This window comes from Nocardia rhizosphaerihabitans (assembly GCF_014646295.1).
GTDB lineage: Bacteria > Actinomycetota > Actinomycetes > Mycobacteriales > Mycobacteriaceae > Nocardia > Nocardia rhizosphaerihabitans.
Genome location: NZ_BMNE01000004.1, coordinates 624,558 through 650,289 on the forward strand (window position 1 = coordinate 624,558; position 25,732 = coordinate 650,289).

The 25,732-nt window shown below is 66.1% G+C and carries 19 protein-coding genes; 7 read left to right on the forward strand and 12 right to left on the reverse strand.

What is annotated here, in order from left to right; genetic code table 11:
- Window positions 1-6 precede the first annotated feature (6 nt).
- The gene (locus IEY60_RS20305; RefSeq protein ID WP_189030591.1) at window positions 7-816 is read left to right on the forward strand and encodes an S-methyl-5'-thioadenosine phosphorylase; all 810 of its coding nucleotides are present in this window, start codon (window positions 7-9) and stop codon (window positions 814-816) included.
- Here the strand turns inward: IEY60_RS20305 and IEY60_RS20310 are convergent, their stop codons facing one another.
- The gene (locus tag IEY60_RS20310) at window positions 817-1,800 is read right to left on the reverse strand and encodes a GAF domain-containing protein (protein ID WP_189030593.1); all 984 of its coding nucleotides are present in this window, start codon (window positions 1,798-1,800) and stop codon (window positions 817-819) included.
- Between the two features lie 87 nt (window positions 1,801-1,887).
- On the opposite strand from IEY60_RS20310, the gene IEY60_RS20315 reads away from it, so the two are divergent.
- A complete protein-coding gene (locus IEY60_RS20315; protein WP_189030595.1) occupies window positions 1,888-2,448 on the forward strand; it encodes an NADPH-dependent FMN reductase in 561 nt (186 codons plus the stop codon).
- Between the two features lie 4 nt (window positions 2,449-2,452).
- Here the strand turns inward: IEY60_RS20315 and eccE are convergent, their stop codons facing one another.
- On the reverse strand, window positions 2,453-4,096 hold the full coding sequence (gene eccE / locus IEY60_RS20320; protein ID WP_189030597.1) for a type VII secretion protein EccE: 1,644 nt from the start codon (window positions 4,094-4,096) through the stop codon (window positions 2,453-2,455).
- 83 nt (window positions 4,097-4,179) lie between these two features.
- On the opposite strand from eccE, the gene eccB reads away from it, so the two are divergent.
- The gene (gene eccB, locus IEY60_RS20325; protein WP_189030599.1) at window positions 4,180-5,670 is read left to right on the forward strand and encodes a type VII secretion protein EccB; all 1,491 of its coding nucleotides are present in this window, start codon (window positions 4,180-4,182) and stop codon (window positions 5,668-5,670) included.
- Here eccB and IEY60_RS20330 read toward each other — a convergent pair.
- From IEY60_RS20330 to eccD, 3 genes are read right to left on the reverse strand one after another with little or no spacing between them, the layout of a single operon-like run.
- Window positions 5,667-6,425: a potassium channel family protein gene (locus IEY60_RS20330; RefSeq protein WP_189030601.1), complete on the reverse strand. Its 759-nt coding sequence runs from the start codon at window positions 6,423-6,425 to the stop codon at window positions 5,667-5,669. The two genes, eccB and IEY60_RS20330, sit on opposite strands and share 4 nt — an antisense overlap.
- Before the next feature lie 53 nt (window positions 6,426-6,478).
- Window positions 6,479-7,879 (reverse strand): type VII secretion-associated serine protease mycosin, encoded by a 1,401-nt coding sequence (gene mycP, locus IEY60_RS20335; protein ID WP_229739985.1) that lies wholly within the window; start codon window positions 7,877-7,879, stop codon window positions 6,479-6,481.
- The gene (eccD, locus tag IEY60_RS20340) at window positions 7,876-9,342 is read right to left on the reverse strand and encodes a type VII secretion integral membrane protein EccD (protein WP_189030603.1); all 1,467 of its coding nucleotides are present in this window, start codon (window positions 9,340-9,342) and stop codon (window positions 7,876-7,878) included. Before eccD ends, mycP begins: the two co-directional genes overlap by 4 nt.
- A 185-nt stretch (window positions 9,343-9,527) precedes the next feature.
- Here eccD and eccCa point away from each other — a divergent pair, with 185 nt between their 5' ends.
- The 4 genes from eccCa to IEY60_RS20360 all read left to right on the forward strand — a co-directional run bounded on the left by eccCa (window position 9,528) and on the right by IEY60_RS20360 (window position 15,829).
- The gene (gene eccCa, locus IEY60_RS20345) at window positions 9,528-13,562 is read left to right on the forward strand and encodes a type VII secretion protein EccCa (protein WP_189030605.1); all 4,035 of its coding nucleotides are present in this window, start codon (window positions 9,528-9,530) and stop codon (window positions 13,560-13,562) included.
- On the forward strand, window positions 13,559-15,028 hold the full coding sequence (locus IEY60_RS20350; protein ID WP_189030607.1) for a type VII secretion-associated protein: 1,470 nt from the start codon (window positions 13,559-13,561) through the stop codon (window positions 15,026-15,028). Before eccCa ends, IEY60_RS20350 begins: the two co-directional genes overlap by 4 nt.
- A gap of 124 nt (window positions 15,029-15,152) precedes the next feature.
- The gene (locus IEY60_RS20355; protein WP_189030616.1) at window positions 15,153-15,491 is read left to right on the forward strand and encodes a WXG100 family type VII secretion target; all 339 of its coding nucleotides are present in this window, start codon (window positions 15,153-15,155) and stop codon (window positions 15,489-15,491) included.
- A gap of 35 nt (window positions 15,492-15,526) precedes the next feature.
- The gene (locus IEY60_RS20360; RefSeq protein ID WP_189030618.1) at window positions 15,527-15,829 is read left to right on the forward strand and encodes a WXG100 family type VII secretion target; all 303 of its coding nucleotides are present in this window, start codon (window positions 15,527-15,529) and stop codon (window positions 15,827-15,829) included.
- Window positions 15,830-16,229: 400 nt separating this feature from the next.
- Here the strand turns inward: IEY60_RS20360 and IEY60_RS20365 are convergent, their stop codons facing one another.
- From IEY60_RS20365 to IEY60_RS20395, 7 genes are all read right to left on the reverse strand, one after another.
- Entirely contained in the window at window positions 16,230-17,414 is a 1,185-nt protein-coding gene (locus tag IEY60_RS20365) for a DUF7373 family lipoprotein (RefSeq protein ID WP_444543803.1), read from the reverse strand.
- Window positions 17,414-18,640, reverse strand: coding sequence for a DUF7373 family lipoprotein (locus IEY60_RS20370; protein WP_189030621.1), 1,227 nt, complete (start codon window positions 18,638-18,640; stop codon window positions 17,414-17,416). Before IEY60_RS20370 ends, IEY60_RS20365 begins: the two co-directional genes overlap by 1 nt.
- A complete protein-coding gene (locus tag IEY60_RS20375) occupies window positions 18,637-20,223 on the reverse strand; it encodes a serine/threonine protein kinase (RefSeq protein ID WP_189030623.1) in 1,587 nt (528 codons plus the stop codon). Before IEY60_RS20375 ends, IEY60_RS20370 begins: the two co-directional genes overlap by 4 nt.
- A gap of 92 nt (window positions 20,224-20,315) precedes the next feature.
- Window positions 20,316-21,500 (reverse strand): DUF7373 family lipoprotein, encoded by a 1,185-nt coding sequence (locus IEY60_RS20380; RefSeq protein WP_189030625.1) that lies wholly within the window; start codon window positions 21,498-21,500, stop codon window positions 20,316-20,318.
- Window positions 21,501-21,533: 33 nt separating this feature from the next.
- Window positions 21,534-22,757: a DUF7373 family lipoprotein gene (locus IEY60_RS20385; RefSeq protein WP_189030627.1), complete on the reverse strand. Its 1,224-nt coding sequence runs from the start codon at window positions 22,755-22,757 to the stop codon at window positions 21,534-21,536.
- An 11-nt stretch (window positions 22,758-22,768) separates the two neighbouring features.
- Window positions 22,769-23,941, reverse strand: coding sequence for a DUF7373 family lipoprotein (locus IEY60_RS20390; protein WP_189030629.1), 1,173 nt, complete (start codon window positions 23,939-23,941; stop codon window positions 22,769-22,771).
- 248 nt (window positions 23,942-24,189) lie between these two features.
- Complete coding sequence (locus tag IEY60_RS20395; protein WP_189030631.1) at window positions 24,190-25,728, reverse strand: serine/threonine-protein kinase; 1,539 nt, start codon at window positions 25,726-25,728, stop codon at window positions 24,190-24,192.
- Window positions 25,729-25,732 lie beyond the last annotated feature (4 nt).

Sequence of the window (25,732 nt, forward strand, 5' to 3'; positions counted from 1 at the left end):
ACCGGTATGAGTTCGCTTCCCCGGCCCGCCCTCGCCGTCATCGGCGGCAGCGGTTTCTATGACTTCTTCGACAACGACGCCACCCACGTCGAGGTCGACACACCGTACGGCGCGCCGAGCGCGCCCGTCGCGGTCGGCGAGGTCGACGGTCGTGCCGTCGCGTTCCTGCCGCGCCACGGCAAGCAGCACGAGTTCGCGCCGCACACCCTGCCGTACCAGGCCAACATGTGGGCGCTGCGCTCGCTCGGCGTGCGCCGGATCTTCGCGCCGTGTGCCGTCGGCAGCCTGCGCGCCGACTGGGGTCCGGGCACGGTGGCCGTGCCCGACCAGCTCGTCGACCGGACCTCGGGCCGCCCGCAGACCTTCTTCGACGGCGGCGGCGTCCACGTCTCCTTCGCCGACCCCTACTGCAACGAGCTGCGCACGGCCGCGGTGAAGTCCGCCGGTCACGACCTGCGTATGGAGGACTCCGGCACGATGGTCGTCGTGCAGGGTCCGCGCTTCTCCACCAGGGCCGAGAGCCGCTGGTTCGCCGGCCAGGGCTGGGACCTGGTCAACATGACCGGTCACCCCGAAGCGGTGCTCGCCCGCGAACTCGAGATGTGCTACGCCGCGGTCGCTCTCGTCACCGACCTGGACGCGGGTCTCGGGGAGGGCGACGGCGTGCACGCGGTGAACGTGTTCGCCGAGTTCAAGAAGAACCTCGGCCCGTTCAAGGAGCTCATGCGCCGCGCGGTCGCCGCGGTCGACAGCGAGGACACCTGCGAGCGCTGCCTCGTGCACGCCGGGGTATCGCTGCCCTTCGAACTGCCCTGATCACACGGGCGGCGCGGTGACCTGCAGCTGAGCAAGCACGAAGACAGGCTCCGCGCCGTCGCCGGCGGGTAACGGCGACACCTCGATATCGGCGACGAGCCACCCGTCCGGCTCGGCGGCCAGCCGCACCCCGGTCAGCGCGGCACTGGCGGCACCGGCCAAGATCCGCGCGCGAGCGGCGCCGATCCTGGCCCGGTCGTCGGGATGCGGGATCAGCCGTTCGTCGATCCCGCGCCAGCGCAGCCCGGGCACCGGCTCGGTGACCCACCGGACCTGGCGGACCTGCGCGGTATCGAGGATGCACAGATACAGGCCGGGCTGGGTGTTCCTGAGCAACTCGAGAGTCGCCGCCTCGAACGACTTGCGTTGCGGGGCAATGCTGTCGGTGACGTCCACCGAGAGGCCACGCCAGGAAAACCGCTGCGCCTCCGTTCCGTTGCGCGCGGCCATCAGCAGCGACCGCGGTCCCGCCGCCGAATGCACGGTCGCCACCTCGGACCACCGGCTGCCCGGCGCGGAGCGGGTCAGTGCGGCGACGATATCCAGCGCGCGATCGAAGCGCTCGATCCGCTGGAACGGCTCGGCGCCGCGGTATTCGACCGGCTCCGAACCGAAATGCGGGCCGAGACCGGCGGGACGGGACCACACGATCCTGGCGCGCGCGTCGATCTGGAACGGTGCGACCCGGAGTTCCTCGGCAGGCGCCTGGTCACCCACCCACACCTTCACCGCGTGCGTGCGCGCCCCCGGCCACACCACCGGTTCGGCCCGCAATCGCATCTCCGACCACGGATTCCGGGATTTCGGCAGCACCCGCTCGACCGGTGCGCCGGAGTCGTGGGCGGCGACGACCAGGGGTTGCAGTGCGGCAGGAATCGCCCGCTGATACGCCGCCCAGTCCCGCGGGGTGGTGCCCGTGGTCAACATCGACCACGTATCCGGCGCGCCGAGCGTCTCCACCAGCTGCCACCGTCCGATGATCACGTCCTGCCCCCTTCCGTGCGACCGTGCCATCGTGCCCGATCCGCCGTGCGCCGCGGGTGTGGGGTCCGGCATCGATAAGCTCGGGGGATGGACACACCGCTGCGGTTGGAGGTCGTCGTCGCCAGTACCCGCCCCGAGCGGTTCGCGCCGGTGGTGGCCGACTGGTTCCTCGGGATGGTCGCCGAGCGGCCGGAATTCGAGGTCGGTGTGCTCGACCTGCGTGACATCGCGTTACCCGTCGACCTCACCGAGACACCCGAGGTCGACGCGTTCCGGGCCAGGCTGGCCGCCGCCGACGCGTTCGCGGTCGTCACCTCCGAGTACAACCACGGCTACCCGGCGTCCCTGAAAACGGCCCTGGACAGCGCCAAACACGAATGGCGGGCCAAGCCGATCGGTTTCGTCTCCTACGGCGGGCTCTCGGGCGGCTTGCGCGCGGTCGAGCAGCTGCGGCAGGTGGTCGCGGAACTGCACATGGTCTCGGTGCGCGAATCGGTGAGCTTCGCCCAGGCCAAGCGCCGATTCGACGCACAGGGCGCGACCGACGACCATGCCGCGATCGACGCGAGCACCCGCATGCTCGGCCAATTGGCCTGGTGGGGGCGGACTCTGCGATCCGCCCGCGCCGTCGACCCCTACCCGGGCTGACCCGTCAGGCGTCGGCCATCGAGCGCTGACCGCGCGGCTGGCCGATGTAGGTCGCCTCACGCGGGATCGACACCAGGGTGAGATTGACCCTGGTCGTTCCGGTCCGCAGCACCACCCGGTTGCCGATCGCGCCCGGCTGGTAGATCTCCAGATCGGGACGCGAAGCGGGCCAGCCGTTCGGATCGCCGGTCAGGTAGATCGTGGTGACACCGGCGTGCGGAGCGGGCGCCAGCACACCGTCCACCACGGTGGCGGTGAAACCCGCGTCGGACTGGTGTGTTTCGACCGCGATGGTCAGCCGCTCCGGGTTACCGACGGTGCTCACCAGCTGCTCCCAGGCCTGCGCCCGGTCGGTCCGCACGAGCACCCGCTCGCCGACCGCGAGCGCGCGGAACACCAACTGCTGGGCCAGATACAGCTCGCCCGCCACATACACCGAGGAGATACCGGCACCGATGATCCTGGCGGCGACGCCGTTGCCCTCGTCGTCGGAACCGAGCAGCTGACCGCAGCCCGCCGACGGAAGGTGCAGCGCCCCGATGACATCGATCGGGTATTCGGTGGTCGGGACCGTGTCGTCTACGCCGGGCACCGCGATCGGCAGATGCGCGAGCAGTGCGTCCCGGTGCCTGCCGTTCATCGACACCATGCCCTTGGTCGGCGACTGCTCCGGCAGCTCACGGGCGGTCAAACGCCATGCGGCGCCGACACTCACGGATTCGGCATCGCTACCGGGACGCAGCCGCACGGCCACCGTCGTGCCGCGCGAGGGTGCGACCCACAGCTGCGCGAGCAGATCCGAACCGAGCTGCTTGGGATCGACCGCGCTGCCGATATTGACCGTGTTGCCGATCTCGGCGTACTTCCATCGCTGGGTGAGCGTGCGCGGGTCGAGGCCCGCGGTGATCTGCTGCACGGCTTTACGGATCTCGGGTGCGGTGAGAATACGGGCGCTGCAGTCGGCGTCCTCGAGCGTGCGCATGATCCGCTGGGTCGCGATAGTGACCGCGCGCGAGGCGCCGTCGGTGCCGCCGCCGCGCCGGGCCGTCGCGTCGGGGCAGGCCACCGCGTCGAAGCTGATCGCGAGCCAGACCGTGCGATGCGCGGTGGCGGGCAGCGGGCCGAGCAGCGATTCGTAGATCGCGCCCGCGGGCGTGCCGGAGCGGCTGCGGTGGCCGTGGCTGATGATGTCGATGCCGCTGAGCAGGATGTCGTGCTGGTTGAGGCAGGCGGCCAGCTCGGGCAGGGGGAGCAGGTGGGAGGCGTGCACGGCGTTGCGGGCGATTCTGGTCAGCCCGCCCTTGGGCGGCAGCACCTCGACGACGGTGACCACCCGGCTGCCGTCCCAGTACAGGCCGAGCGAACGGCCGTCGGTGTCACGGAAGTCGACGGTGTCGCCGAGGGTGTAGTCGCGCTTGCTCGCGTAGCGGCGGATCGTGCTCAGCCAGTCGAGGACGGTCCGCTTGCCGACCGGGATCAGCGGCACCAGCGCGACGACGACGGCGATGCCGAGCGCGGGGAAGGGACCGAGGCCGCACACCAGCGTGAAGAGCGCTGCGGTCAAGCCGAGAACCTGCGCGATCAGCAGGTGCGGCAACGTGATGCGACCGAACAGTGGACGCGGACCCGCACCAGTGAACTCGGCCATTGGTTCCTCCCCCGAATGTGAACAAGTGCTGCCGGGAACTGTACTGTGTTGCCCGGACGAGAGCACTGTTCGGGGGAGGAACCATGCCTTCAAAACCCACTACACGCTGGCAGGTCAGCGGTTACCGCTTCCTGGTGCGGCGGATGGAGCACGCCCTGGTGCGCCGGGACGTGCGCATGCTGCACGATCCGATGCGCGCCCAGACCCGTGCGTACGCCGTCGGTTTGGTGCTCGGCCTGGTCGTCCTGGCGGGTTGCGGCATCCTCGCGTTGCTGCGTCCGCAGGACAAGATCGGCGACAACAAGATCCTGATCGGCAAGGAGTCCGGTGGCGTCTACGTCGTCATCGAGAATGTCGTGCACCCCGCGCTGAACCTGGCCTCGGCCCGCCTGGCTGCCGGTGAGGCGTCGAAAGCGGTGATCGTCAAGGAATCCGAGCTCGGCAAGAAGCCGCGCGGTCAGCTGATCGGCATCCCCGGTGCGCCGTCGTCGATCATGTACGACAAGGACGGCAAGGGCAGGCAGTGGTCGGTGTGCGACCAGCTCAAGGCCGACGGCAGCAAGGACCTGACCACCTCGGTCCTGGCCGGCTCGCCCGATCTCGGCTCGAAGGCTTCGGTACTGGACGCGAGCAAGGCCCTGCTGGTGCAGGGCAAGGACTCTGCATACCTTGTCTACGAGGGCAAACGAGCCAGGGTGAACCTGACCGATCCCGCCGTCACCAAGGCGCTCGGAATCGTCGGCGAGACACCGCGACCCATCGGTGAGGGCCTGCTCAACGCGATCCCCGAGGTGCTGCCGATCATCTCGCCGACCATCGACAACCCGGGCGGCACCCCGTCCTACAGCGTCAGCGGGCACAAGATCGGTGACGTCGTCCAGGTGTTCAACGCGGCGAACCAGGACTACGTGGTGTTGCAGGACGGGCTCCAGCCGGTCACCGCGCTGACCGCCCAGATCATCCGGAACTCCTACAACACCAACATGACCGGAACGACCATCCAGTCGACCGAGCACACCTTCGCCAACGTCTCCAGCGCGTTGAAGGTGGGGTCGTACCCGAAGGACCGACCGACCCTGGTCACGGCCAAGGATCAGCCCGTCAGCTGCCTGACCTGGAAGCCGATCGCCGGCGCCACCGACAATGCCGACGGCACCGCCAGGGCCGAGCTCTCCGTGCTCACCGGTATAGCGCTGCCCATCCCGGACAATGCCAAGCTGGTAAACCTGGCCCAGGCCGACGGGTCCAAGGCCAACGCCGACTCCGTCTACATCCCGCCCGCCTCCGGTGCCTACGTCCAGACCACCGGCATCGAACCCGACAGCCGCCGCAAGGACAGCCTGTTCTACATCGCCGACACCGGTGTTCGTTTCGGCATCAAGAACGCCGACGCGGTCAAGGCCCTCGGGCTGGAGAAGGTGAAGGCCGAACCCGCGCCGTGGCCGATCGTCGGCCTGCTCGCGGGCGGACCGAGCCTCGGCCGCGAGGACGCGATGGTCGCGCACGACGGCATCGCTCCCGACCCGTCGCCGGCCAAGCAGCCTGTCGCGACCGTCAACCCCGCCGCCAACTAGCCGGGCGGAGCCTGCGACCGCTCGCGGAGTTCGGCCACCTCGGAGCGCAGCGAACGGACCTCGTCGACCAGTTCGGCGAGGGTCCGCTCGGCGCGGTCGGTCGCGTCGTCGACCGTCTTGAGCTGTTCGACGACCCAACTGGTCATCGTGCCGATGGCGAACGAGATCAGGCCGATGCCGAGGGTCATCAGGACCAGCGACACCAGCCTGCCCTCGGTGGTCACCGGGTAGACGTCGCCGTAGCCGACGGTCGTCACCGAGACAGCCGACCACCACAGGGCGTCGCCGAAGGTCTTGATCTTGCTCTCGGGTGCGCCGTACTCGGCGTCGAAGAAGGCCAGGCTCGACAGCAGCAGGATCAGCAGCGAGCTGCTGGCGACGAAGGTGACCAGCCGGGTGCGTGGTTTCGTCGCCCGGTTGAGGGTGTCGAGCAGCAGCAGCGCGGCGCGCACCAGGCGCAGCGGGCGAAACGGCGGCACCAGCACGACGAGCAGGTCCAGCGGATGCTTGCGGACGAACCGCACGCGATCGGTGGACAAGCGCAGCCGGACCGCGAAGTCCACCGCGAAGACCGCCCAGATGCCGATATCGGCCCACAGCAGACCGGAATCCAGCGTCGGCGAGGCGTCGGTGTCGAGCACCCGCCAGGAGTACAGCAGCAGGAACAGCACGGCCAGCACCATCAGCGGAAGGTTGGTCGCGCGTTCCCACCGCTGCCTGCGGGTCGGCGGGCGGTCAGTGGTCAACGGATCCATGCGGCTACCTGGTTCGGCGGGTCGGTACCCGAGGACGGTACCGCCCCGCGAACTCAGGTGTCTTCGCGTACTCCGAAACGGCGACGGATCGGGTACGAGGCGAGCATGCCGAGCACGAACAGCAGGCCGACAGTGCCCGCGCCGATCAACCCCACGTTCCGGGCGGTGTTGTCCGGCGCCGGCGTCGGCGCGGGCACCGCGAGCTGCATCTGCTTGGCCGGTGACGGCCGCTTGGGCGGCAGCGAGCCGGTGACCTCGGCGGTGAGCGCGGCGATCGGATCGACGCTGCCGTAGCCGATGTACTGATTCCAGCCCTCGGCGGGCGCGTGCGCTGTCGCCTGGACCCGCTTCATCACCTCTTTGGCGCTGAGCTCGGGGAAGCGCGCACGGACCAGCGCGACCACCCCGGACACCAGCGGCGTCGCGAAACTCGTTCCGCTGATCGCGGCGGTCGCGCCCTGCTGATTGACCGTCCCGGTCGCGGTTCCGGCGCCGCGCGGGCTCAGCGAGGTCATGTTCTCGCCGGGCGCCGCGACACTGAGCCACGGTCCGGCGACCGTGAACTTCGACGGTGCGCCGTTCGCGTCGATCGAGCCGACGGCGAGCGCGTAGTCGTCCCAGCGGGCCGGGCTGACCATCATCGAGGTCTTGGTCCACGGGTCGGCGTTGGGTTCGAGCGGGTCGATCACCGTGTTCGCGGTCTTGCAGGTATCCGAATTACCCGCGGCGACAACAGGAACCGCGTTCTTGACTTCGACCGCGTACTGCAGCGCCGCGCCGACGGCACTGTCGTTGACGTTCTTGTTGGTGCCGCACCACACCTCGGAGACATTGATGACGCTCGCGCCCATATCGGCGGCGCGCCGGATGGCCGAGGCCATGGTGTTCAGGTTGCCGTATCCGTCGGGCAGGTCCTCGGGAGCCTTGTTCCGATTGGCCCCCTCCTTCTGATACATCTTGCTGGTCTGCCGGATGGTGAGGATGCGTGCCTCGGGCGCGACGCCGGCGAAACCCTGTCCTGGAATCTGGGTCGCCGCGATCAACCCGGCCACGAACGTGCCGTGCGCATCGCAATCCTCCGCGCCGTCACCGGAATTGGCGACGAAGTCACCGCCGGCGATCATGTCGGGCAACCGGTCGTGCCTGCTCACTCCGGTGTCGATCACCGCGATCAGTTGGCCTGCGCCGCGGGAGAATTCCCAGGCACGGGCCAGATCGAGCGATCGCTGCGCCTCCGGGACAGCGGCGCCGTCGCCACCGGTCGCCACGGTGGTGCACACCGCGTTCGACCCGACTTCGGTCTTCTCCGGCGGCGCGGCCGGATCACCGGCGGGCAGGTTCGCCGGATCGGCCGCGGGCGGGCGCTCGGCCGAAGCCGGTGCGGCCCCGAGCCCGAACGACGCGCCGACACCGAGCGCCACGGCCGCCGCCGCGACGCGCAGGCTCGCGTTCACAGCCCGCGGACGAGGGAGTAGAGCTCGGCGACCCAGAACACCAGCGGCAGCACCGCGGCGACGAACGCGTACTCGAGCAGTTCGACAGCCCGGCGCATCGGCGGTGTGGCCGACTGGTTCGGCACGATCAGGCCGATCACCAGCGCGGCGATCAGGATGGCCAGCGCGGCACCGAAAACCACCAGCGGCTGGCGCATTTCGAGCGAGACACCGATCAGCATGAGCAGCACGATCGCCGCGCCGCCCGCGATCAGCACGATGGCCTGCTCGGCGCCGGCGTAGGTACGGCTGCGGAACATCAGCACGACCGCGCAGACCAGCGCGAGCGCGATGCCGGGCCAGTAGGCGTCGTCGGCGCCCGCGTCGACCGCGAGCAGCGCGCCGACGACGGTGACCAGCGTGGTCGCGGTGACCAGGCCGGCGAGGTAGTTGCGGGCCCGCTCCGACCTGGCGCGCAGCGCGTCGAGGGTCGGCAGGGCGCGGTGGTCGTCCGGGTCGTCCTCGGTCGGGTCGATCGGGGTGCCGGGGGAGGGGACCGGCGGCAGCGGCAGCTTCGCCAGCAGCATGGACACGCGCGGCGACAGCGACAGCCCGGCCAGCGCGATCGCGGCGACGGCCGCGCCGATGGCCTTGATCGGCTGATCGGTGAGCAGCCCGACGATCGCCGCGGGAATGACGAACACCGATGCCGTTGCCGCGCCGATGAACAGGGCGAGACCGACACCGGTGACGCGCCAGGCCAGCACCGCGGTCGCGCCGAACAGCGTCGAACCGAGCAGCAGATGGGCCCAGCCGTAATGGTCGGGGACGAGCAGCATGCCGCCGGTGAAGGCGGTCGGCAGCGCGCAGCCGCCGAGGACCAGCGCGGCGGAGGTGTCGCCGTACATGCGGCTGAGCACGGTGCCAGCGACGACACACAGGATGGCGACGAACAGCGCGAGCGAACCGGTCACCCAGAACGGCAACGCATCCGGCGCGGCGAGCAGGCCGAAGCAGCCGACCAGCATCGTGATCGCGGCGAGCACCGAACCGGTGATGCGGGCCGTCTTCGGCGTCCAGCTCCGGTAGTGCTCGGCGTCGGCGATCGCGACGTTGTACATGATGTCGTCGAACAGCGGCGTCGGCGCGGTGTGCGAGGCGCTCTCCAGCATGAGGAGTTCGCCGTCGCGCACGCCGTGCTCACCGAGGCTGAGCGAGTTCGAGAAGGGGGGATGACCGATCCGGGCGAGCACCCATTCGGCAGGCTCGTAGCGCTCGCCGTCGTTGTCGAAATCGTTGGACCGGCTGTGCTGGGCGACCATGTCGACCACGCTCGGAATGACGAGCGCGACCGGCACATCGACCGGAATCGCCATGTCGACCTGCGTGTGCTTGGCCAGAATCGTCACCCTGGCCAGGTCCGGTGCGCGAACGATGCCGCGCGCGGAATCCTCCTCAAGATGATCGAGTCGCGCGTGCGTCAAAACTCCCCCAACTCCGTCTCTACCTCGTGTTTCCGCTCGATCGCTCAGACGATCGACAGTTTGCGGAACTCACCGTTCGGACAGCAGAATGCCTGACGAACCATACGACATGTCGGCCGCGACCTCTACACTGAGCCCGTCGCGAGGACAGACAGCGAGTAGTCAAGCAGGGGGAGTCTTCGACCATGAGCACAGTCAGGTTCCAGCGCCGTGCCCGGCGCGAGATGCCGCGCACGCCCGGTGGCGAGGTCACCCTGCAGCCGCCGCCCGAGATCCCCCGGATCACACCGGGAAACCTGCTGATGAAGCTGATGCCCGTCGTCATGGTGGTCGGCATGGTCGGCATGATGGCGCTGATGTTCACGCAGGGTGGCGACATGCTCCGCAACCCGATGTCGATGATGTTCCCGCTGATGATGATCATGTCGATGGTCACCATGTTCGGCCAGGGAAGTGGCAAGGGCGCCAAGGCCGCCGAGGCCAACGAGGACCGCAAGGACTACCTGCGCTACCTCGACCAGGTCCGCAAGGACGTCGACGAGACCGCCAAACAGCAACGCGCCGCCGTCGAGTGGAGCCACCCCGAGCCCGGCCTGATCTGGATGCTCGCGGGCACCAGCCGCATGTGGGAGCGCCGCTCCGGTGACAAGGACTTCTGCCACGCCCGCATCGGCCTCGGCGGTCAGCGCCTGGCCACCCGCCTGGTCGCCCCCGAGACCGGCCCGGTCGAGGAACTGGAACCGATCGCCGCGGTCTCCCTGCGCCGCTTCGTCCGCGCCCACTCCACCGTCCCCGACCTGCCCACCGCGATCGCGGTCAAGGGTTTCGGCACCATCGCCCTCGACGGCGACCGCGCCCAGGCACGCGACATGACCCGCGCGATGCTGTTGCAGCTGTGCATGTTCCAGGCGCCCGACCAGGTGCTCGTCGCGGTGGTCTGCGGCCCCGACACCGCGCGCGAGTGGGAGTGGACCAAGTGGCTCCCGCACACCCAGCACCCCGAGGTCTCCGACGGCATCGGCACCCAGCGCATGTTCTACGGCTCCATCCGCGAAGCACTGAGCAGCCTGCACCCGCTGCTGGGCAACCGCGTGCGCTACTCGCGTAACCAGCCCAACAACCCGAACCTGGTGCACGTGGTGATCGTCGTCGACGGCGGCCTGCTCGAGGCCGAGGACGACCAGCTGCGCGAGTCCGGCTTCGAAGGCGTCACCATCATCGACCTGTGCAATTACGCACCGCGCCTTGCCGTTTCGCGTGGCATCAAGATGGTCGTCGAGGACGGCGAATGCCTCGGCCGCGGCGCCACCGGCAACCAGGAACGCTTCGCCACCATCGACCGTGTCAGCGCCGAGCAGGCCCAGCAGGCCGCCCGCCGCCTCGCCCCCTACCGCGCCGCCACCCAGCGCAGCAGCGATGTCGAAACCGACGACAACGAGACCATCTCCACCTGGTCGCAGCTGATGAGCCTGGGCGACATCGGCAACTTCAACCCCGCCAGCGCCTGGCGCCCCCGCTACGGCCGCGAACGGCTGCGCGTCCCCTTCGGTGTCGGCGCCGACGGCAACCCGGTCGAACTCGACATCAAGGAAGCCGCCGAGAACGGCATGGGCCCGCACGGGCTGTGCATCGGCGCAACCGGTTCCGGTAAGTCCGAGTTCCTGCGCACCCTCGTGCTCAGCCTGCTCGCCACCCACTCGCCCGACCAGCTCAACCTGGTCCTGGTCGACTTCAAGGGTGGCGCGACCTTCCTCGGCCTCGACGGCGTCCCGCACGTCGCGGCCGTCATCACCAACCTCGAAGACGAAGCCGACCTCGTCGACCGTATGAAAGACGCGCTGGCAGGCGAGATGAACCGCCGCCAGGAAGTCCTGCGCCAGGCAGGCAACTTCGCCAACGTCTCCGAATACGAGAAGGCCCGCGCCGCAGGAGCCGACCTCGACCCGCTGCCCGCGCTGTTCGTCGTGCTCGACGAGTTCTCCGAACTCCTCACCCAGCACCCCGATTTCGCCGAACTGTTCGTGATGATCGGCCGCCTCGGCCGCTCGCTGCACGTCCACCTTCTGCTCGCCTCGCAGCGCCTGGAAGAGGGCAAGCTCAAGGGCCTGGAATCCCACCTGTCCTACCGCATCGGCCTGAAGACCTTCTCCGCCAACGAGTCCCGCCAGGTCCTCGGCGTCCCCGACGCCTACAACCTCCCGAACTCTCCCGGCGGCGGCTACCTCAAGGCAGACTCCGGCGAGATCCAGCGCTTCCAGGCCTCCTACGTCTCCGGCCCCTACGTCGGCGGCGGCCCGCAGCGCGAGGTCACCAGCGCAGGCATCGTCGGCGGCGAAATCGACGTCAACGCCCGCCCGTTCAGCGCCAACCACGTCGGCTTCCGCACCTCCGACCGAGTCCCGGTCCCGGTCGAATCGACCTACGAGCCCGAGTCACCCAGCGACGACGGCGAACAGATGTCGAACCTGAACATGCTGGTATCCCGCATCACCGGCCACGGCCGCCCCGCCCATGAGATCTGGCTGCCGCCCCTCGACGAGGCCCCGACCCTGGACCAGCTGATCCCGCGCTCGATCATCACGGGCGAGTACTCCGCCGCCGCCACCCTGCGAGCACCGATCGGCATCGTCGACCGTCCCTATGACCAGCGCCGCGACCCGATGATGCTGGACCTCTCGGGTTCGCGTGGTCACGTCGCGATCGTCGGTGGCCCGCAGTCGGGCAAGTCGACGGCCTTGCGTTCACTGGTGATGGCCATGTCGATGACCCACACGGCCGAGCAGGTGCAGTTCTACTGCCTCGACTTCGGTGGTGGCACCCTGTCCAGCCTGGAAGGACTGCCGCACGTCGGCTCGGTCGCCAACCGGTTGGACCCGGACAAGGTCCGCCGCACGGTCGCCGAGATGAGCACCCTGGTCCGCCAGCGCGAACAGCGCTTCCACCAGCTGGGCATCGAGTCCATGGTGGAGTACCGCCGCCTGCGCGCGATGGACCCCAACAGCAGCCCCGCCGCGGCAGGCGCCCACGCCGACCCCTACGGCGACGCCTTCCTCGTCATCGACGGCTTCGGCACGATCCGCCAGGACTACGAGGCACTCGAACAGCAGATCACCAACCTTGCCCTGCAAGGACTTTCCTACGGCGTCCACGTCGTCATCGCACTGTCCCGCTGGATGGAAGCGCGTCCCGCCCTGAAGGACCAGATCGCCACGCGCATCGAACTCCGTCTCGGTGATCCCATGGACTCCGACATCGGCCGCAAGTTCGCCTCCCTTGTGCCACAGGGTCGTCCGGGTCGCGGCATCACGCCGGATGCGCTGCACATGCTGATGGCATTGCCCCGTGTCGACGGCAGCTCCGATCCGCTGGATCTCAGTGTCGGTGTCGCACACGCGGTCGAGCTGATCGCACAGCGCACTCCTGGCCGCCCCGCCCCCGGTACCCGGACCCTGCCGGATCAGCTCGACCGTGCGGAGCTGCTGCGCGCGATGCGCAACTGGCCCGCCGAGGTGGACCGGTCGCGGCCGAACATGCAGGTGCCGATCGGCGTCAACGAGGCGGAGCTGGCACCCGTCATGCTCAATCTGGCCGATACCCCGCACTTTCTGGTCTTCGGTGACAGCGAGTGCGGTAAGACGGCACTGCTCAGGGGAATCGCGCAGGGCATCGTCGAGTCGAATACCCCGGCGCAGGCCAAGATCATCCTCGGCGACTACCGGCGAACTCTGTTGGGCACCATCGAAACCAATCACCTCGCCGGCTACGCGCCCTCGTCGGAGGTGCTCACACCGTTCATCCAGCAGGTCGTCGGGATTCTGAAGTCCCGGATGCCAGGAGCCAACATCACCCAGCAGGAACTGCGTTCTCGTTCCTGGTGGACGGGCCCGGAGCTGTATCTGATCATCGACGACTACGACTTGGTGGTCACCACGTCGGGCAACCCGCTCTCGCCGCTGGTCGAGTTCATCCCGCACGCCAAGGACATCGGCTTCCACCTGATCATCGCTCGCCGTTCCGGCGGTGCGTCCCGGGCTCTGTACGAGCCGGTCGTGTCCAGGATGCGCGATGTCGGGTGCATCGGTCTGGTGATGAGCGGTAGCCGGGACGAAGGTCAGCTGTTCGGCACCGTGCGCGCCAGCGCGATGCCGCCCGGCCGAGGCACCTTGGTCACGAGGAACGCCATCGATCTGGTGCAGTTGGCATGGTCGCCGGCTTTGTGACCGACATCGACGTCGTGGTCAGCGATGCGCGCATCTTGGCGCGCACCGCTGCCCGGCACGTGGATGTCGTCCCCACGGTGATGCCCGTTCCGGGCGGGATCGTGGTCGGCGCGCCGGTCGGACCAACGCAGCCGTCGGTGTCGGCACTGGCGCTGGCCGACTCGGCGTGGATCGGGTTCGAACCGAATCCGATGCCGGGTGCCGCGGCGATGGATGCGGTGGTCGACGAGGTGCTCGGGGGCTTGGCCCCGACCGCACCGGGCGCGACTATCGGCGTCGCACATCCCAGTTCATGGTCGGCGGTGCGGCGGTCGACCCTTGACAATTCTTTCGGCAGGTACTCCAGCTCTGTTCTCCTCGAGTCGATCGCCGTCCGTGTCGCCAGACTGCGGCAGTCTCTGGCGACTTCGGAACTCGTTGTCGTCGTCGAGATCGAGCCGCTGGATGTCACGGTCAGTGCCGTCGACCGATCCCGAGACCAGATCGTGGTCGCTGCCTGCGAGCACGAACCAACCTTGGGCGCAGGCGAATGGAACGACGCTGCCGTCGAACGCCTGACCGCGATGATCGGACAGGTTGTCGAGGGCTCCCGGCCGACATCGGTGCTCGTCGTCGGACCGCACGACGAGCCATTGCTGGAGCGCCTGCGTGATTTCGCCGCACAGACGTGGACCACGCAGCCCACGCCGCTGGTACAGCCGCTTGCCCTGACCGCCCTGCTGCTGCCGCAATTCAGTCTTACCGACCAGCGGACGCGCCCGATCCCGGCACAGAACGCCGAATGGGTCGGCACCCTGCGCGAGCGCGCTGCCGCCACAGCCCCGTCACCCCGCGTCGCAACGGCCAAAATCGTTGCGGCAGTGGCCGTTGCGCTCACGGTGATCACGGCGGGTGTCGTCGCAGTGGCGGCTACGAGGGGCAGCGGTGCAGATGCGGCCACAGCGGCAGGTTCCACCGCACCCGCCGACCCGAGCGCACCCGCGACCCGGACCCCCGCGACATCTACTCCGGCGCAACCATCGACGACCCAGCCCGCCGACGCGCCACGCCGCCACACTATGGGCCGCGTAGCTTTCGACATTCCGGCGGGCTGGCGGCCCTCCGCCGGCGAGAACCCGGAGCGAGCTGCCCTCGTTCCGCAGACAGCCACCCCCGGCCGAATTACTGTGACGTACAACACTGTTGCAGAACAGGCTGGATATGATGAAGTGCTAAGGGACATCACAGCGCGGATCGCTCGCGCCGAGCCAGGCCGGTTCGGTACACCCGAACGCGACGTGGTGTTCGCTGGGCGCCGGGGGATCGGCTACCAAGAGCTTCCTGGCGACGGATCCGTCGTCAGGTGGTACGTCCTACTCGACCATGGCGTCCAGGCGAACGTCGGCTGCCAGCACGGCTCGGGAGGATGGGGGACTGTCAGTACTGCGTGCGAGGAAGTGATGCGATCAGTGTCGATCTCGCAGTAGGTTTTCGGAAATTTCTCCGAAGATGATGGAACCGAACGCACCGTCGGTGCGTCCAACCAAGATGAAGGGCTCAGATCGCCAGCAGGGGGGTCTGGTCCACCGTTGACCACGAAGGAGCCAGAAGATGGGATTTTCCGCTTCGCCCGCCGAGATCCAGGCGTTCTCGACGCGTATGAAGGATAAGCATGACGCGATCGATGGGATGATCCGCAAGTCGGAGGGACATGCCACCGACGTAAACAACCCTTCCTTCCAAGGCGCGGCTGGTCGGGCCTTCCAGGCCTCGATGACTGACTACCTCGCAGCAGCACGAGCTCTGAACGAGGCGCTGTACACCTCCTCCGACAATGTTGCGTCTGTTGCAAGCTCGATCTCGGATTCTGAGATTGACAACGCCCAGCAGATCCTCGCCAGCGGGGAACCGGCGGACAGTGTCCCGCAGTTGAACCTCAAGACCACCTAAATTCCACGACTCGGATTTACTGAAGGGATCAGAAAATGGACATCGGAGCTATTAGGTATGACTTCGGCGCCATCAACGACGCCGGTGTGGGTCTTCAGGCAGAGGCTCAGCAGATCACGACTGCGCTGCAAGACTACGAAAATGACTTCCAGCGCTTCATCGAAGAAAACTGGTCTGATGGTGAAGGTTCTGCAGCCTTCGTCGCCCTGCAGGCAAAGTGGCAGAGCCAGTCGGTCGATTTGAATACGAAGCTGCAGAAGATCGGCGCCACCACCCTCTCCGGCGCAGACAACATGCGGGCAACCGACATCGCGATGGCCAACAGGCTTCTTGGCTAGTCGTACGCTACAAGTGGTGGGCTCGGAGTTTTTCCGGGCCCACCACTTTCTTATGCTTGAACTGCTGTATTAGTAGTCTTACGTGGGTGATGTCGCCGACGTATTGGGTGTTCGGCGCGGGTCGTGACGGGCCAGTTCGTGTGACGGGAGCGCCCGCTGAATCCGGCTATACCTGGCCAAGCGCGGGCCTTGGAAGTCGCTGCTACCGACCGCGTCGGCTCGACTCGAAGCCACCTGACCTGTGCAAAAACCGGCTCTTCCGATCCAGGAAGGAGCAATTTACCAGGCCAGTGGAACCCTGCCGCGCAGACGGACGGTCGGCGATGCGCGACGCCCGGACACGAAATCGACGATAACCACCCCGGCTACGCCGACACGGCAGCGTCAAGAAAGATCGAGGCTAGCCTGTCGTCGCGAGTAGCTTGTACTGTGCAGCAGCCCGTTGACGCACTTCTTGTAGGTTTGTCCCTGCAACAGAAATGACGTATCGGCCGACTGGCGCAATGCATCGGGGGTTGTTGACTCCAGTCATGGTGAGGTTTGGGTCCAGATCATAGCAATGCGCCACCGGGAGGTGCGCTGGTGCTTCGGCGTCAACTAGCCCAGCTAAGTTGAATGCACCGTTCCTCAGCGCTGCTACGAGGCGTGTCGCGGCTGCGTTATCGCGAGCGCGATAGACGGTTGCCCCGTTTATCGCGACGTAGTCGACGCCTGTATCGGCGAATGCGGATGACAATGCGGCGGGTCGTTCTGTGAGTGCTAGCGCAGCGTGCGCCGGGTAAACGGCGGCTCCAGAGTGTGGCTTGTCCCTGGGAAGGGTTTTGCTGAGCAGCCCCTCGGTATCGAGTGGGAGGTTATCCAGCTCTGTGATCGATGTTGCGGTGTATTGCTTAAGTAAGGCTAGCTGTTGGTCGAGGTATTTACTTACAATGTTTGTGTTGTCGACCGGGTCGAACGGTCGGCTGACTGGGTCATATATCTGAATTGAGATCAGCATGTCGCCTACTGCATGGTAGGCGCGAAGCGTCGTTACCCCCAGTGAATCAGTTTGGGTGATTTTTGACTGCACGCCCGGATAGTTGGCGAATCCATCGAAGGATTCGCCTTCACTGCGTTCCATTAGAATGTCCGCAGCGTTGCGGGCATGGCTCGAATCTTTGAATCGAAGGGTGAACGTCTCGATCGACCGACCTTTGCCGAGTTCGTCACGCCGGTTTGCGGACATGCGCCAACCGGCAATCAGGCCCGGTACTTCGGTTGCGAACTGCTTGCTCTCAATTCTAGTTCCATTGAAATATGGCGGTTCTTCAGATGTTACCCGGTTGCTGCGGGCGGGATGAAGCGGCGCAAAGCCGAAGCGCTCGTCGTACTCCATGGCTAGCGGAGTTGCATTGCCGATTCTAATTGCTTCACGGACGACACCAGACAGCGGAGTCCTCAAGGATTCGACGTCGAGTGGACTCGTTGCGAAGTTTCCGGTATCGAGTTTGTCGATCTCTATCGTAGGTCGTGAATCCTGGCCGCTGCACGCGCCGGCCAAGAGTATGCACATTGCAAGCGCCGGTGCGAACCCTGCCTTCCGCATTACTTGTCGCACTTCTTCAGTATGGCGTACTGCGCAGCTGCCCGCTCCATTAGTCCACTTTCGACCTCGCCGCCGCTTATTGCTTCCGCGGTAACTACGGCGACGTATCTATCGTATACAATTGCGCATAAGGCGTCGTACTCCCGACTTTGGTCCGCGGTGTCAAGCTTTATGCATTGCGCGTCCGCCATGCCGTGCGGTGATTTCAAAATGAAGTCATTCTTGCCTGGGGCTGCAAGGAAAGTCTGCAGTCGAAAGGCGGATGCAAGGTCACGAGTTCTGTAGACTGTGCTCGCTCGGCGGCCGATCAGGTCAACACCTGACTCTTCAAATTTCTTGCGAGCTTCTACTGGATGTCGCTCGAAGTGAAGAATGCCCGAGGGTTGGAATGGTCCAAAGTCCTCTTCATAATTGCTGATTCCTACGCTATCGCGATCAGATCGTACGGCTGCTCGCCGCATAATATTCTCGGGGTCGAGCGGAGTGTCGAGGACATCGTCTAGCGGAATTGGCTTGAAGCGATCGAGCGATTCTACCTGCATCTCGACCGACTTCTTTGCTGCCTCAATTGCTGCATCGAGATTCGGATGCGGAAGTTTGACTCTCGTCCAAATTATATATTTGCCGCGAGGCTCCCAAGAATCCAGGATTCTTTCAGATTCGGCTGACGCCCGGGCGTTCGGGCGACCTGATATCTCAACTGTCTGCCTGGGGCTCGAGTCGAGAGTAATGCGATGGAATTCGTCGGCAATCCTGATAGCCTCGACATCGGTTGAAAATTGCAGGATGGCGATTGCCAGATCCTTGGGCGTGCGAACACTTCCATTGGATTGGGAAGTCGATACCCCGCCGATGAATTTGACGTTGAGTCGGACCGGGTCTAAGTATGCTTCACTCAGTCCATTTCCTGATGACATGGCATCAGTATCGGCGAAGATCCGTGTGCCCCCAGGGGTGTGAAGGTCGGGGTCTACGTCGAAAGGGTGCACCAAATAGTTGAGCATCCTGCGGGTTTCTATGAGGCGAATCTTCTTCGGCATTTCCATGCCCCACTCAATTCCGAACGGTGTTGGTTCGTTCTTGAATGGCCCTGGGCGCAGATAGTCGAGATCGACAGGCGTTGCACCAGGCAGTGGAGATCCGGAGATGGTTACACCGCAGCCCGGCACGAGCGCTATGGCCGCCAATAGTGCTGCGGTCCTAAGCTTGTGAGTAACTGAGGTCACTGCATGGCCTTTGCGATTTGCGGCAGCATCTTGTCGATGAGGATCTGTTGCGATTGATTGCTCCAGACCTGAAACGCCTGGACGGTCGATGGATCGTCGATGACGACGACCTTGCCTTTTCCGCTTGTCAATGCATACGGCAGTCCACGGAACCCGCCGTTGCCCGCCTGGCTGTCCGTGCGGAGCACGACGACGATGTCGGTGTTGTTCTTGATGCTGTAGTCGCCGACAGACAATGCGCGAGGCGACTTCTCGTCGCCTACGGCCTTGAATTCGGAGTTGTAGTCGAAGTCCAAGTCGCGCAGGAACTTCCACTGGTCACTGGGGTTGAGGACCACGGAGAGAGTGGAATTGCCGAAGTTGTACGCGGTGATGGACTTTCCGCTGAATTCGGGATGCTGAGAACGGGCCTGTGCCATTGGGTCACCACCACCGGTCGATCCTCCGTCGGGCCTTGTCAAGACGAAGACACCGGTTCCGACCAAGGCCGCCACAACGAGGGCGATCATGCTGGTAAGTAGCATTTTTCGGCTGCGCTTCGGGCGGTATGGCTTCGGGTTTCGGGCGGTGAGGATGTCCTGCTCGGAAACCCCGCCGCCGTGCGGTGGGTAGCCGACGACGGCGCGGCTGGGATCGGTGCCCCATTGTGGGACCACATCCGTGGCCGCGGTGATCGGGTTGGCGATCGGGGTGCTGGGGGAGGTGTGGAAGCCCTGTGCTGCCGGTGCCTGCATCGGTGCGCCGAACAGGGCGTTGTGGGCGTCCTGGATGAATTCGCGGCAGGTGTTGTAGCGGTGGGCCGGATCTTTCGCCATCACTTTGGCGATCACGTGATCGATCGCGGGCGGGAGGTCTGGGCGGACCGCGGTGACCCGGGGTGGGGGTTCGTGGAGGTGGCCCATCATGACCATGGCCGGCACGGTGGCGGGGTAGGGGTTCTGGCCGGTGAGGAGTTTGTACAGCGAGCAGCCGAGGCTGTAGATGTCGGCGCGGTGGTCGAGCTTGCTGCCCATCAGCTGCTCGGGGGGAGCGTAGGCGACGGTGGCCATGAAATTGCCGGTGGCGGTGAGGTCTTGGCCGTCGTCGGCGGACTTGGCGACGCCGAAGTCGGTGAGCAGGACGCGTTCCTCGTCGTCGTCCTCGGCCGCGGCGATCATGAAGTTTGCCGGCTTGATGTCGCGGTGGAGGAGGCCGCGGCGGTGGGCGTAGTCGAGGCCCTTGCCGACTTCACCGATGATGCGCAGGGCTCGCTGCGGTGGCATGGCCGCCGGGCCCTTCGCCACCTCGGCGGAGGCGTCGGTGCCGTCGACGTACTGCATCGCGATCCACAGCTGACCGTCCTCGTCGCCGCGGTTGTACACGGCGACGATATTGGGATGGTCGAGGCCGGCGGCGAGGTTGGCTTCGCGTTCGAAACGTCCGCGGAACTCGGGGTCGGTCGACAGGTCGCCGCTGAGCACCTTGAGGGCGTCGCGGCGGGGGAGGCTGGGGTTCTGCGCGAGGTATACGGTGCCCATACCACCGGCGCCGAGAACCTTGATCACTCGGTAGCCACCAACAATTGCGCCGGGCCGCAAGGCCATTCGCGTCTCCTCATCCTTCGCGCGCCCCGCGGTGCACGTGCCAACCAGGGCAATCTAGCAGGTGCTCGCGCAGCCCACCGTGCACGCGAGCGTCAGTTGAATCCCACTAGCAGCTTGTACTGCGCGGCGGCTCGTTGGTACACGTCCTGCAAGTTCGTGCCGGATACACCGAACACATATCGACCGATCACGCCGTGACACGTCGGTGGTGCATCGGAAGCGTATTTCACTTCGGGTTTCGCATTGAAACAGTGGACAACCGGAAGATTCGGCGGCCCGTCGACTTTCATGTAGTCCACGTCGCCGATCGTTTCGTTGTCGAGCGCTGCGCGGAACCTGTTCGCGGCCGCCTCGTCGCGGGTGCGATATACCGATCCACTGTCGAACGACACATAATCGATCCCGGCGTCGGCATAGGCGGCATTGATCACCGCGGGAAACTCTTCGAGATGCAGGACAGCCTGGGTCGGGTAGACCGCGGAGCTACTGGTTCCCTTGCTCGGGCGCTTCGACGCCTCGGTCGGCAGTGTGCGGCTCAGCAGATTCTCGGTGTCGAGCGGCAGTTTCTCGATATCGCGCAGCGGCGTCGGCGTATACGACCGGAGCATCTCTATCTGCTTGTCGAAGAAGCGTTGTGCGACAACGGCGTCGGCGGTGGGGTCGTAGGGCAGACCGATCCAGTCGGCGACCTGGACGAACAGCAACATATCGCCGCGGACCAGCCAAGCCCGCACGTTCTGGACCGGCAGCGGTTCCTTCTTGGCTTCCAGTTTCACCAGCGCATCGGAATAGCCGGGAACCTGGTGGGCCGTTCCGGGAGTTCGGTTCGACAGTTCGGTGGCAGCGAATTTCGCCTGGTCGGCGGTTTCGAACCGGAGCGTGATCGTCGAGACGTCGCGCCCCGCGTTGAGTTCCTTCCGTCGCTGTGCCGAGGTTTCCCATCCCGCGACGACGCCCGGGATCGTGGCATTGAAGTCTTTGGTTTCGATGCCCGCGCCGCCGAAGTACGGTGAATCGGCTTGGGTGATGTGCCGACCGCCGGCGTACCCGTTCGCGAAGACGAATCGCGAATCGACCTGGAAGGCAACCGGAGTCGCTGCGCCGATGCGGATCGCCTCGCGCAAGGCGCCCGAGGTCGGCACCCGCGAGGACGACAGGTCGACCGCAGTCGTCGGGTAGTTACCGGAGTCCACTTTCGCGACATCGACAGCCGGTGCGGGCGCCGCGGCCTCGGAACCGCCACCGCAGGCGCTCAAAGCGATTCCCAGCGTTACCACTGCGCTGCTTACGCGGAGTTTTCGCATGATCGTTTACTCGCTCTTCTTCAGAATCGCGTACTGCGCGGCGGTTCGTTCCTGCAATGTCGCGTCGACCTGCAGCGCCGCACGCGACACGGTCGCCAGCGACATGACGACGGCGACGTAGCGGTCGTACACGAGGACACAGATCCCGTTGTAGCCACGGTTGGGGTCCGCTTCCTCCAGCCGCAGGCATTGGGCGTCGGCGATACCGGGCGGCGGGGCGAGCTCGGTGTCGCTCTTGCCTCGCTTGGCGAGGACGGTCTGCAACTTGAACGCGGACTCGACATCGCGAGTCCGGTACACCGTGCTGAAGCGACGGCCGACCAGGTCGACACCGGCCTCCTCGAAGGCTGTGCGGGCTTCGGCGGGATTGCGTTCGAAGTGCAGGATCCCCGACGGCTCGAAGGTGCCGAAGTCCTCTTCGTGGTAGCTCATGCCGTACGGGTCGCCGGCCGGGGACTTGCCCGTCGCCCGGCGCATGATCCCGTCGGGATCGAGCGGCAGGTCGAGCAGATCGTCGGGGGCGATGATCCGGTACTTGTCGAGCGCGGGAAGCTGCAGATCGAGCGTCTTCTTGATCTTGGTGGCCAACCCGGCGGAGTCGGGTGTCTCCTGCGACATGCTGACCGCGATCACAAAGGGGCCGTGCGCCTGGAAGGCGCTGACCGCGGTGCCATCCTTGCTCGACCCGTTGGCCTCGGAGTATCCCGGAATCGTCACCGGCTGCCGGGGGTTTTCGCCTGTCGTGCTCACCTGATACATCGCAGCGGCCGCGTTCTTGCTGTCCTGCGCGGTCGCGAAGTGCAGCACGCTCAGGTGCAGGCCCTTGCTGTTTCGCACGCTGCCGTTCGTTCGCGATGCGGTGACACCGGCGATGAAGTTGTTGTCGGACACCGCGGCCTTGAACATGTCAGGGAGGCCGTCGTCTTTCGACATGTCCGTACCGTCGGCGAACACCCTGGTGGTGACCCGCATCGTCAGGTCGGGGTCGACGTCGATCGGCTGGATGAGGACGTTGAGCAGGCGGCGTCCCTCGATCAATCTGACCGTTTTCGCCGTGTCGGAGTACTTCAACTCGAACGTGGTCGGCTCGGTGACGGTCGCGCCGGTTTTGAGCGCTGCCAGGTCGACCGGTGTCAGTCCGGGCTTGGCCTCGCCGGAAATCGGTGCCGCACAACCGGACCCGACGATCACGATCGTGAGCAGCCCAGCCAGCCGCAGGGTGTTCTTCATGTCGGGCATCCTCATCGGCGGGTGAGCAGAACGTATTGCGCGGCAACCTGCTGGTGGAGATCCTGCAAGTTCTTGTCGCGAATCTGCACGGCGTAACGGTCGACCTGCAGATAGCAGATGTGGTCGGCGGTCTTCACCTCGCCCTGTGACTCATAAGTGTTGGCTCGGCAGGCGACGGCGTCGCCCAGCTCCTGGGGAGCGGGCGCCTCGATGGCGTCTTCGTCCGGCGCTTTCCACTCGGTGAACAGGTCTTTCGCACCCGCGGCGGTGGTGGACCGGAAGACGACCGTGTCGCCGAAAGAGATCAAGTCGATGCCGTGCTTGGTGAAGGTGCTCAGCAACTCGGCATCGGGATCGACGAACAAGCTCAGCGCGCCGCGCCCGGTGAAGTATCCGTCCGGCTGGGCCCTGGCCGGTGCCGACGGATCCGACGGCAGGGTTCGGCCGAGTAGCCCGGTCGGGTCGAGCGGTACCCGTTCGAGCTGGTCCGACGGGGTCGGCACGAACTTGTCCAGCAGCGGAATCTGCACTTCGAGTGCTCGCTCGACCTGTGCCTGCAACGAGGGCAGGTCCGGTGCGCGGGTCTCGTCGTCGAGCTTCATGAAGATCACGTAGCGGTCGTGGACCGTCCAAGAACCGATGGAGGAGACCGACGGCCGCCAGTGCGCGTAGGTCTTCGGGTACTTGGTGATCGACACCTTCTCGTTGTCGGTGTTGTAGGTGAAGTCGTCGTGCTCGAGGATCGGTGCGACCGTCTCGGCGGTTTTGGCATCGGGGAAGATCAGGACCGAGAGATTGAGGCTGCGCCGGGGACTACCCCCGCTCGGCTCGGTCGCCCAGGAATTCAGCCAGCCGGCGACCAGATCTTCGGCGACCTCGTCGAAGGTGTCGTTGATGATGAGCTTGCCCAGACCCTTGCGATTCAGCACGATCTGGGTGGGGTGGACCAGCGTTTCCTTGCGATTGTCGTAGACGTAGGCCGGGTCGATCTCGAACGGCATGGCCACATAGTCCGCGAGACGCTGGGCCTCCCAGGCGCGACCCTGGTTCAGGCTCTTGGCGTTTCCCACCGTGCGCGGTTGGGTCTGGTAGTTGCCGAAATCCAGATTCGACGTGTCCGGTTCGGGGCGCGTCGCGCTCCCCGACACCTGCGAGCCGCACCCGACCACGGCGGCGGAAACCACGACGGCGACTGCCGCCTGAACCGCTACGCGCGTTATCGATGCACCACGGTTGAGCAGCACGCTCTCCCCCTCCAACTGTCCAACTGATCCCATCGTGGGGCGACTTACCTACAGTCGCAGCCCACCCCGTCCCCGGTGATCTGGTTCGCGGGCATAGTAGCGCACCCTTCGGCGGCGCAACCATGTCAGACGACCGGTGAAATCCCCCGCTGGCGCCGCGGCATACCAGCCGTGCGCCCGCTCGACTCCTATTTGATGCGGCTCTGCAGGATTGGGACCAGCCTGGACAGCAGGGTTTGTTCGGAGCTCGATGTCCAGGTGCGGATCGCGGTGACGGTGATCGGGTCGTCGATGGGGATCACCGTCGCGCGGGATCCGGTGATCTGGAAGGGGAGGCCGAGGAGGCCGCCGCCGCCGGCTTTCGCGTCGCTGCGGACGGCGAGGATGTAGGTGTCTTCTGCGGCATCGAGGCGTTCGGAGGACGTGGTGACCGGGCGGGGGGATGGTTCTTCGCCGGTCTTGGTGTAGTTGAAGTTGTAGATGAGACCGAGGTCTTCGAGGAACTTGGTCGGCAGGGTGCCGCCGAGGTAGGTAGCGACCTTGTTGTCGGCGTCCACGTCGACCATCAGGACCGTTTTGCCCGCGAAGGCGGGGTTGGCTGCTCGGGCCTGTTCGATCGGGCTCCCGGTCGCTTGGGTGGACGTGGTCGGGGCCGGAGCTGAGGCGGGAGAGCCACCGCCGGATGCCCAGATTCCGATACCGGCGGCGACGGCCACGACGGCGGCCAGCGCGCCGAATGACAGCGTGAGCTTGCGCTTCGAATTCTTCGGCGCGCTACCGGAGTTCGCTGGGGCGGTGAACGCTTCTGTGCGGGCCGAACTCGACCACTGCGCCGGTGTCTGGATCGGATAGGTCGGTGACGTGTGGTTGCCGGTGGGATGGGATCCGGGGACGAGTGCGGCGGCGACGGCGTCGGTGAATTCCCGGCAGGTGGCGAAACGCTCGTTCGGATTCTTCGCCATCGCGCGAGCGATGACGTAGTCGATGGCGGGCGGCAAGCCGGGGCGCACGCTGGTCGGGCGCGGTGGGGGCTCGTGCAGGTGCCCCATCATCACCATGGCCGGTTGTGTTGCGGGGTAAGGGTTCTGGTTGGTCAGGAGCTTGTAGAACGCGCAGGCCAGGCTGTAGATGTCGGCGCGGTGGTCGAGGTGACCGCCGGCGAGCTGCTCCGGGGGCGCGTAGGCGATGGTCGCGAGGAAGCTGCCGGTCTGGGTGAGCTCGGAGGCGTCGTCGGTCGACTTCGCGACGCCGAAATCGGTGAGCAGCACGCGCTCGTCGTCGCCGTAGGTTTCCGACAGCAGGAAGTTCGCCGGTTTGACGTCGCGGTGCAGCAGGCCGCGGTGATGGGCGAAGTCGAGGCCCTTGCCGACCTCGGTGGTGATGCGCAGCGCGCGCAGCGGAGTCATCGCGTTCGGGTCGCGCGCGAGTTCGGCTGCGGCGTCGGTACCTTCGACGTACTGCATCGCGATCCAGAGCTGGCCGTGCTCTTCGCCGCGGTTGTAGACCGAGACGATATTGGGGTGGTCAAGCCCGGCGGCCAGGTTGGCTTCGCGCTCGAACCTGGCACGGAACTCGGGGTCACGGCTGAGCTCGGCGCTGAGGATCTTGAGCGCGTCGGTGCGCGGCAGGCTCGGGTGATCGGCCAGAAAGACCGAACCCATTCCGCCTGCACCGATCTTGCGGATGATGCGGTAGCCACCGACGATGGTGCCCGGGCTCATCGCCATCTCT

Bases quoted from the DNA above. Each gene is read 5' to 3' on its own strand.
- IEY60_RS20305 (WP_189030591.1), top strand. From the start codon at position 7: ATGAGTTCGCTTCCCCGGCCCGCCCTCGCCGTCATCGGCGGCAGCGGT.
- IEY60_RS20315 (WP_189030595.1), top strand. From the start codon at position 1,888: ATGGACACACCGCTGCGGTTGGAGGTCGTCGTCGCCAGTACCCGCCCC.
- eccE (WP_189030597.1), bottom strand. From the start codon at position 4,096: ATGGCCGAGTTCACTGGTGCGGGTCCGCGTCCACTGTTCGGTCGCATC.
- eccB (WP_189030599.1), top strand. From the start codon at position 4,180: ATGCCTTCAAAACCCACTACACGCTGGCAGGTCAGCGGTTACCGCTTC.
- IEY60_RS20330 (WP_189030601.1), bottom strand. From the start codon at position 6,425: ATGGATCCGTTGACCACTGACCGCCCGCCGACCCGCAGGCAGCGGTGG.
- eccCa (WP_189030605.1), top strand. From the start codon at position 9,528: ATGAGCACAGTCAGGTTCCAGCGCCGTGCCCGGCGCGAGATGCCGCGC.
- IEY60_RS20355 (WP_189030616.1), top strand. From the start codon at position 15,153: ATGGGATTTTCCGCTTCGCCCGCCGAGATCCAGGCGTTCTCGACGCGT.
- IEY60_RS20360 (WP_189030618.1), top strand. From the start codon at position 15,527: ATGGACATCGGAGCTATTAGGTATGACTTCGGCGCCATCAACGACGCC.
- IEY60_RS20365 (WP_444543803.1), bottom strand. From the start codon at position 17,414: ATGCGGAAGGCAGGGTTCGCACCGGCGCTTGCAATGTGCATACTCTTG.
- IEY60_RS20375 (WP_189030623.1), bottom strand. From the start codon at position 20,223: ATGGCCTTGCGGCCCGGCGCAATTGTTGGTGGCTACCGAGTGATCAAG.
- IEY60_RS20385 (WP_189030627.1), bottom strand. From the start codon at position 22,757: ATGAAGAACACCCTGCGGCTGGCTGGGCTGCTCACGATCGTGATCGTC.
- IEY60_RS20395 (WP_189030631.1), bottom strand. From the start codon at position 25,728: ATGGCGATGAGCCCGGGCACCATCGTCGGTGGCTACCGCATCATCCGC.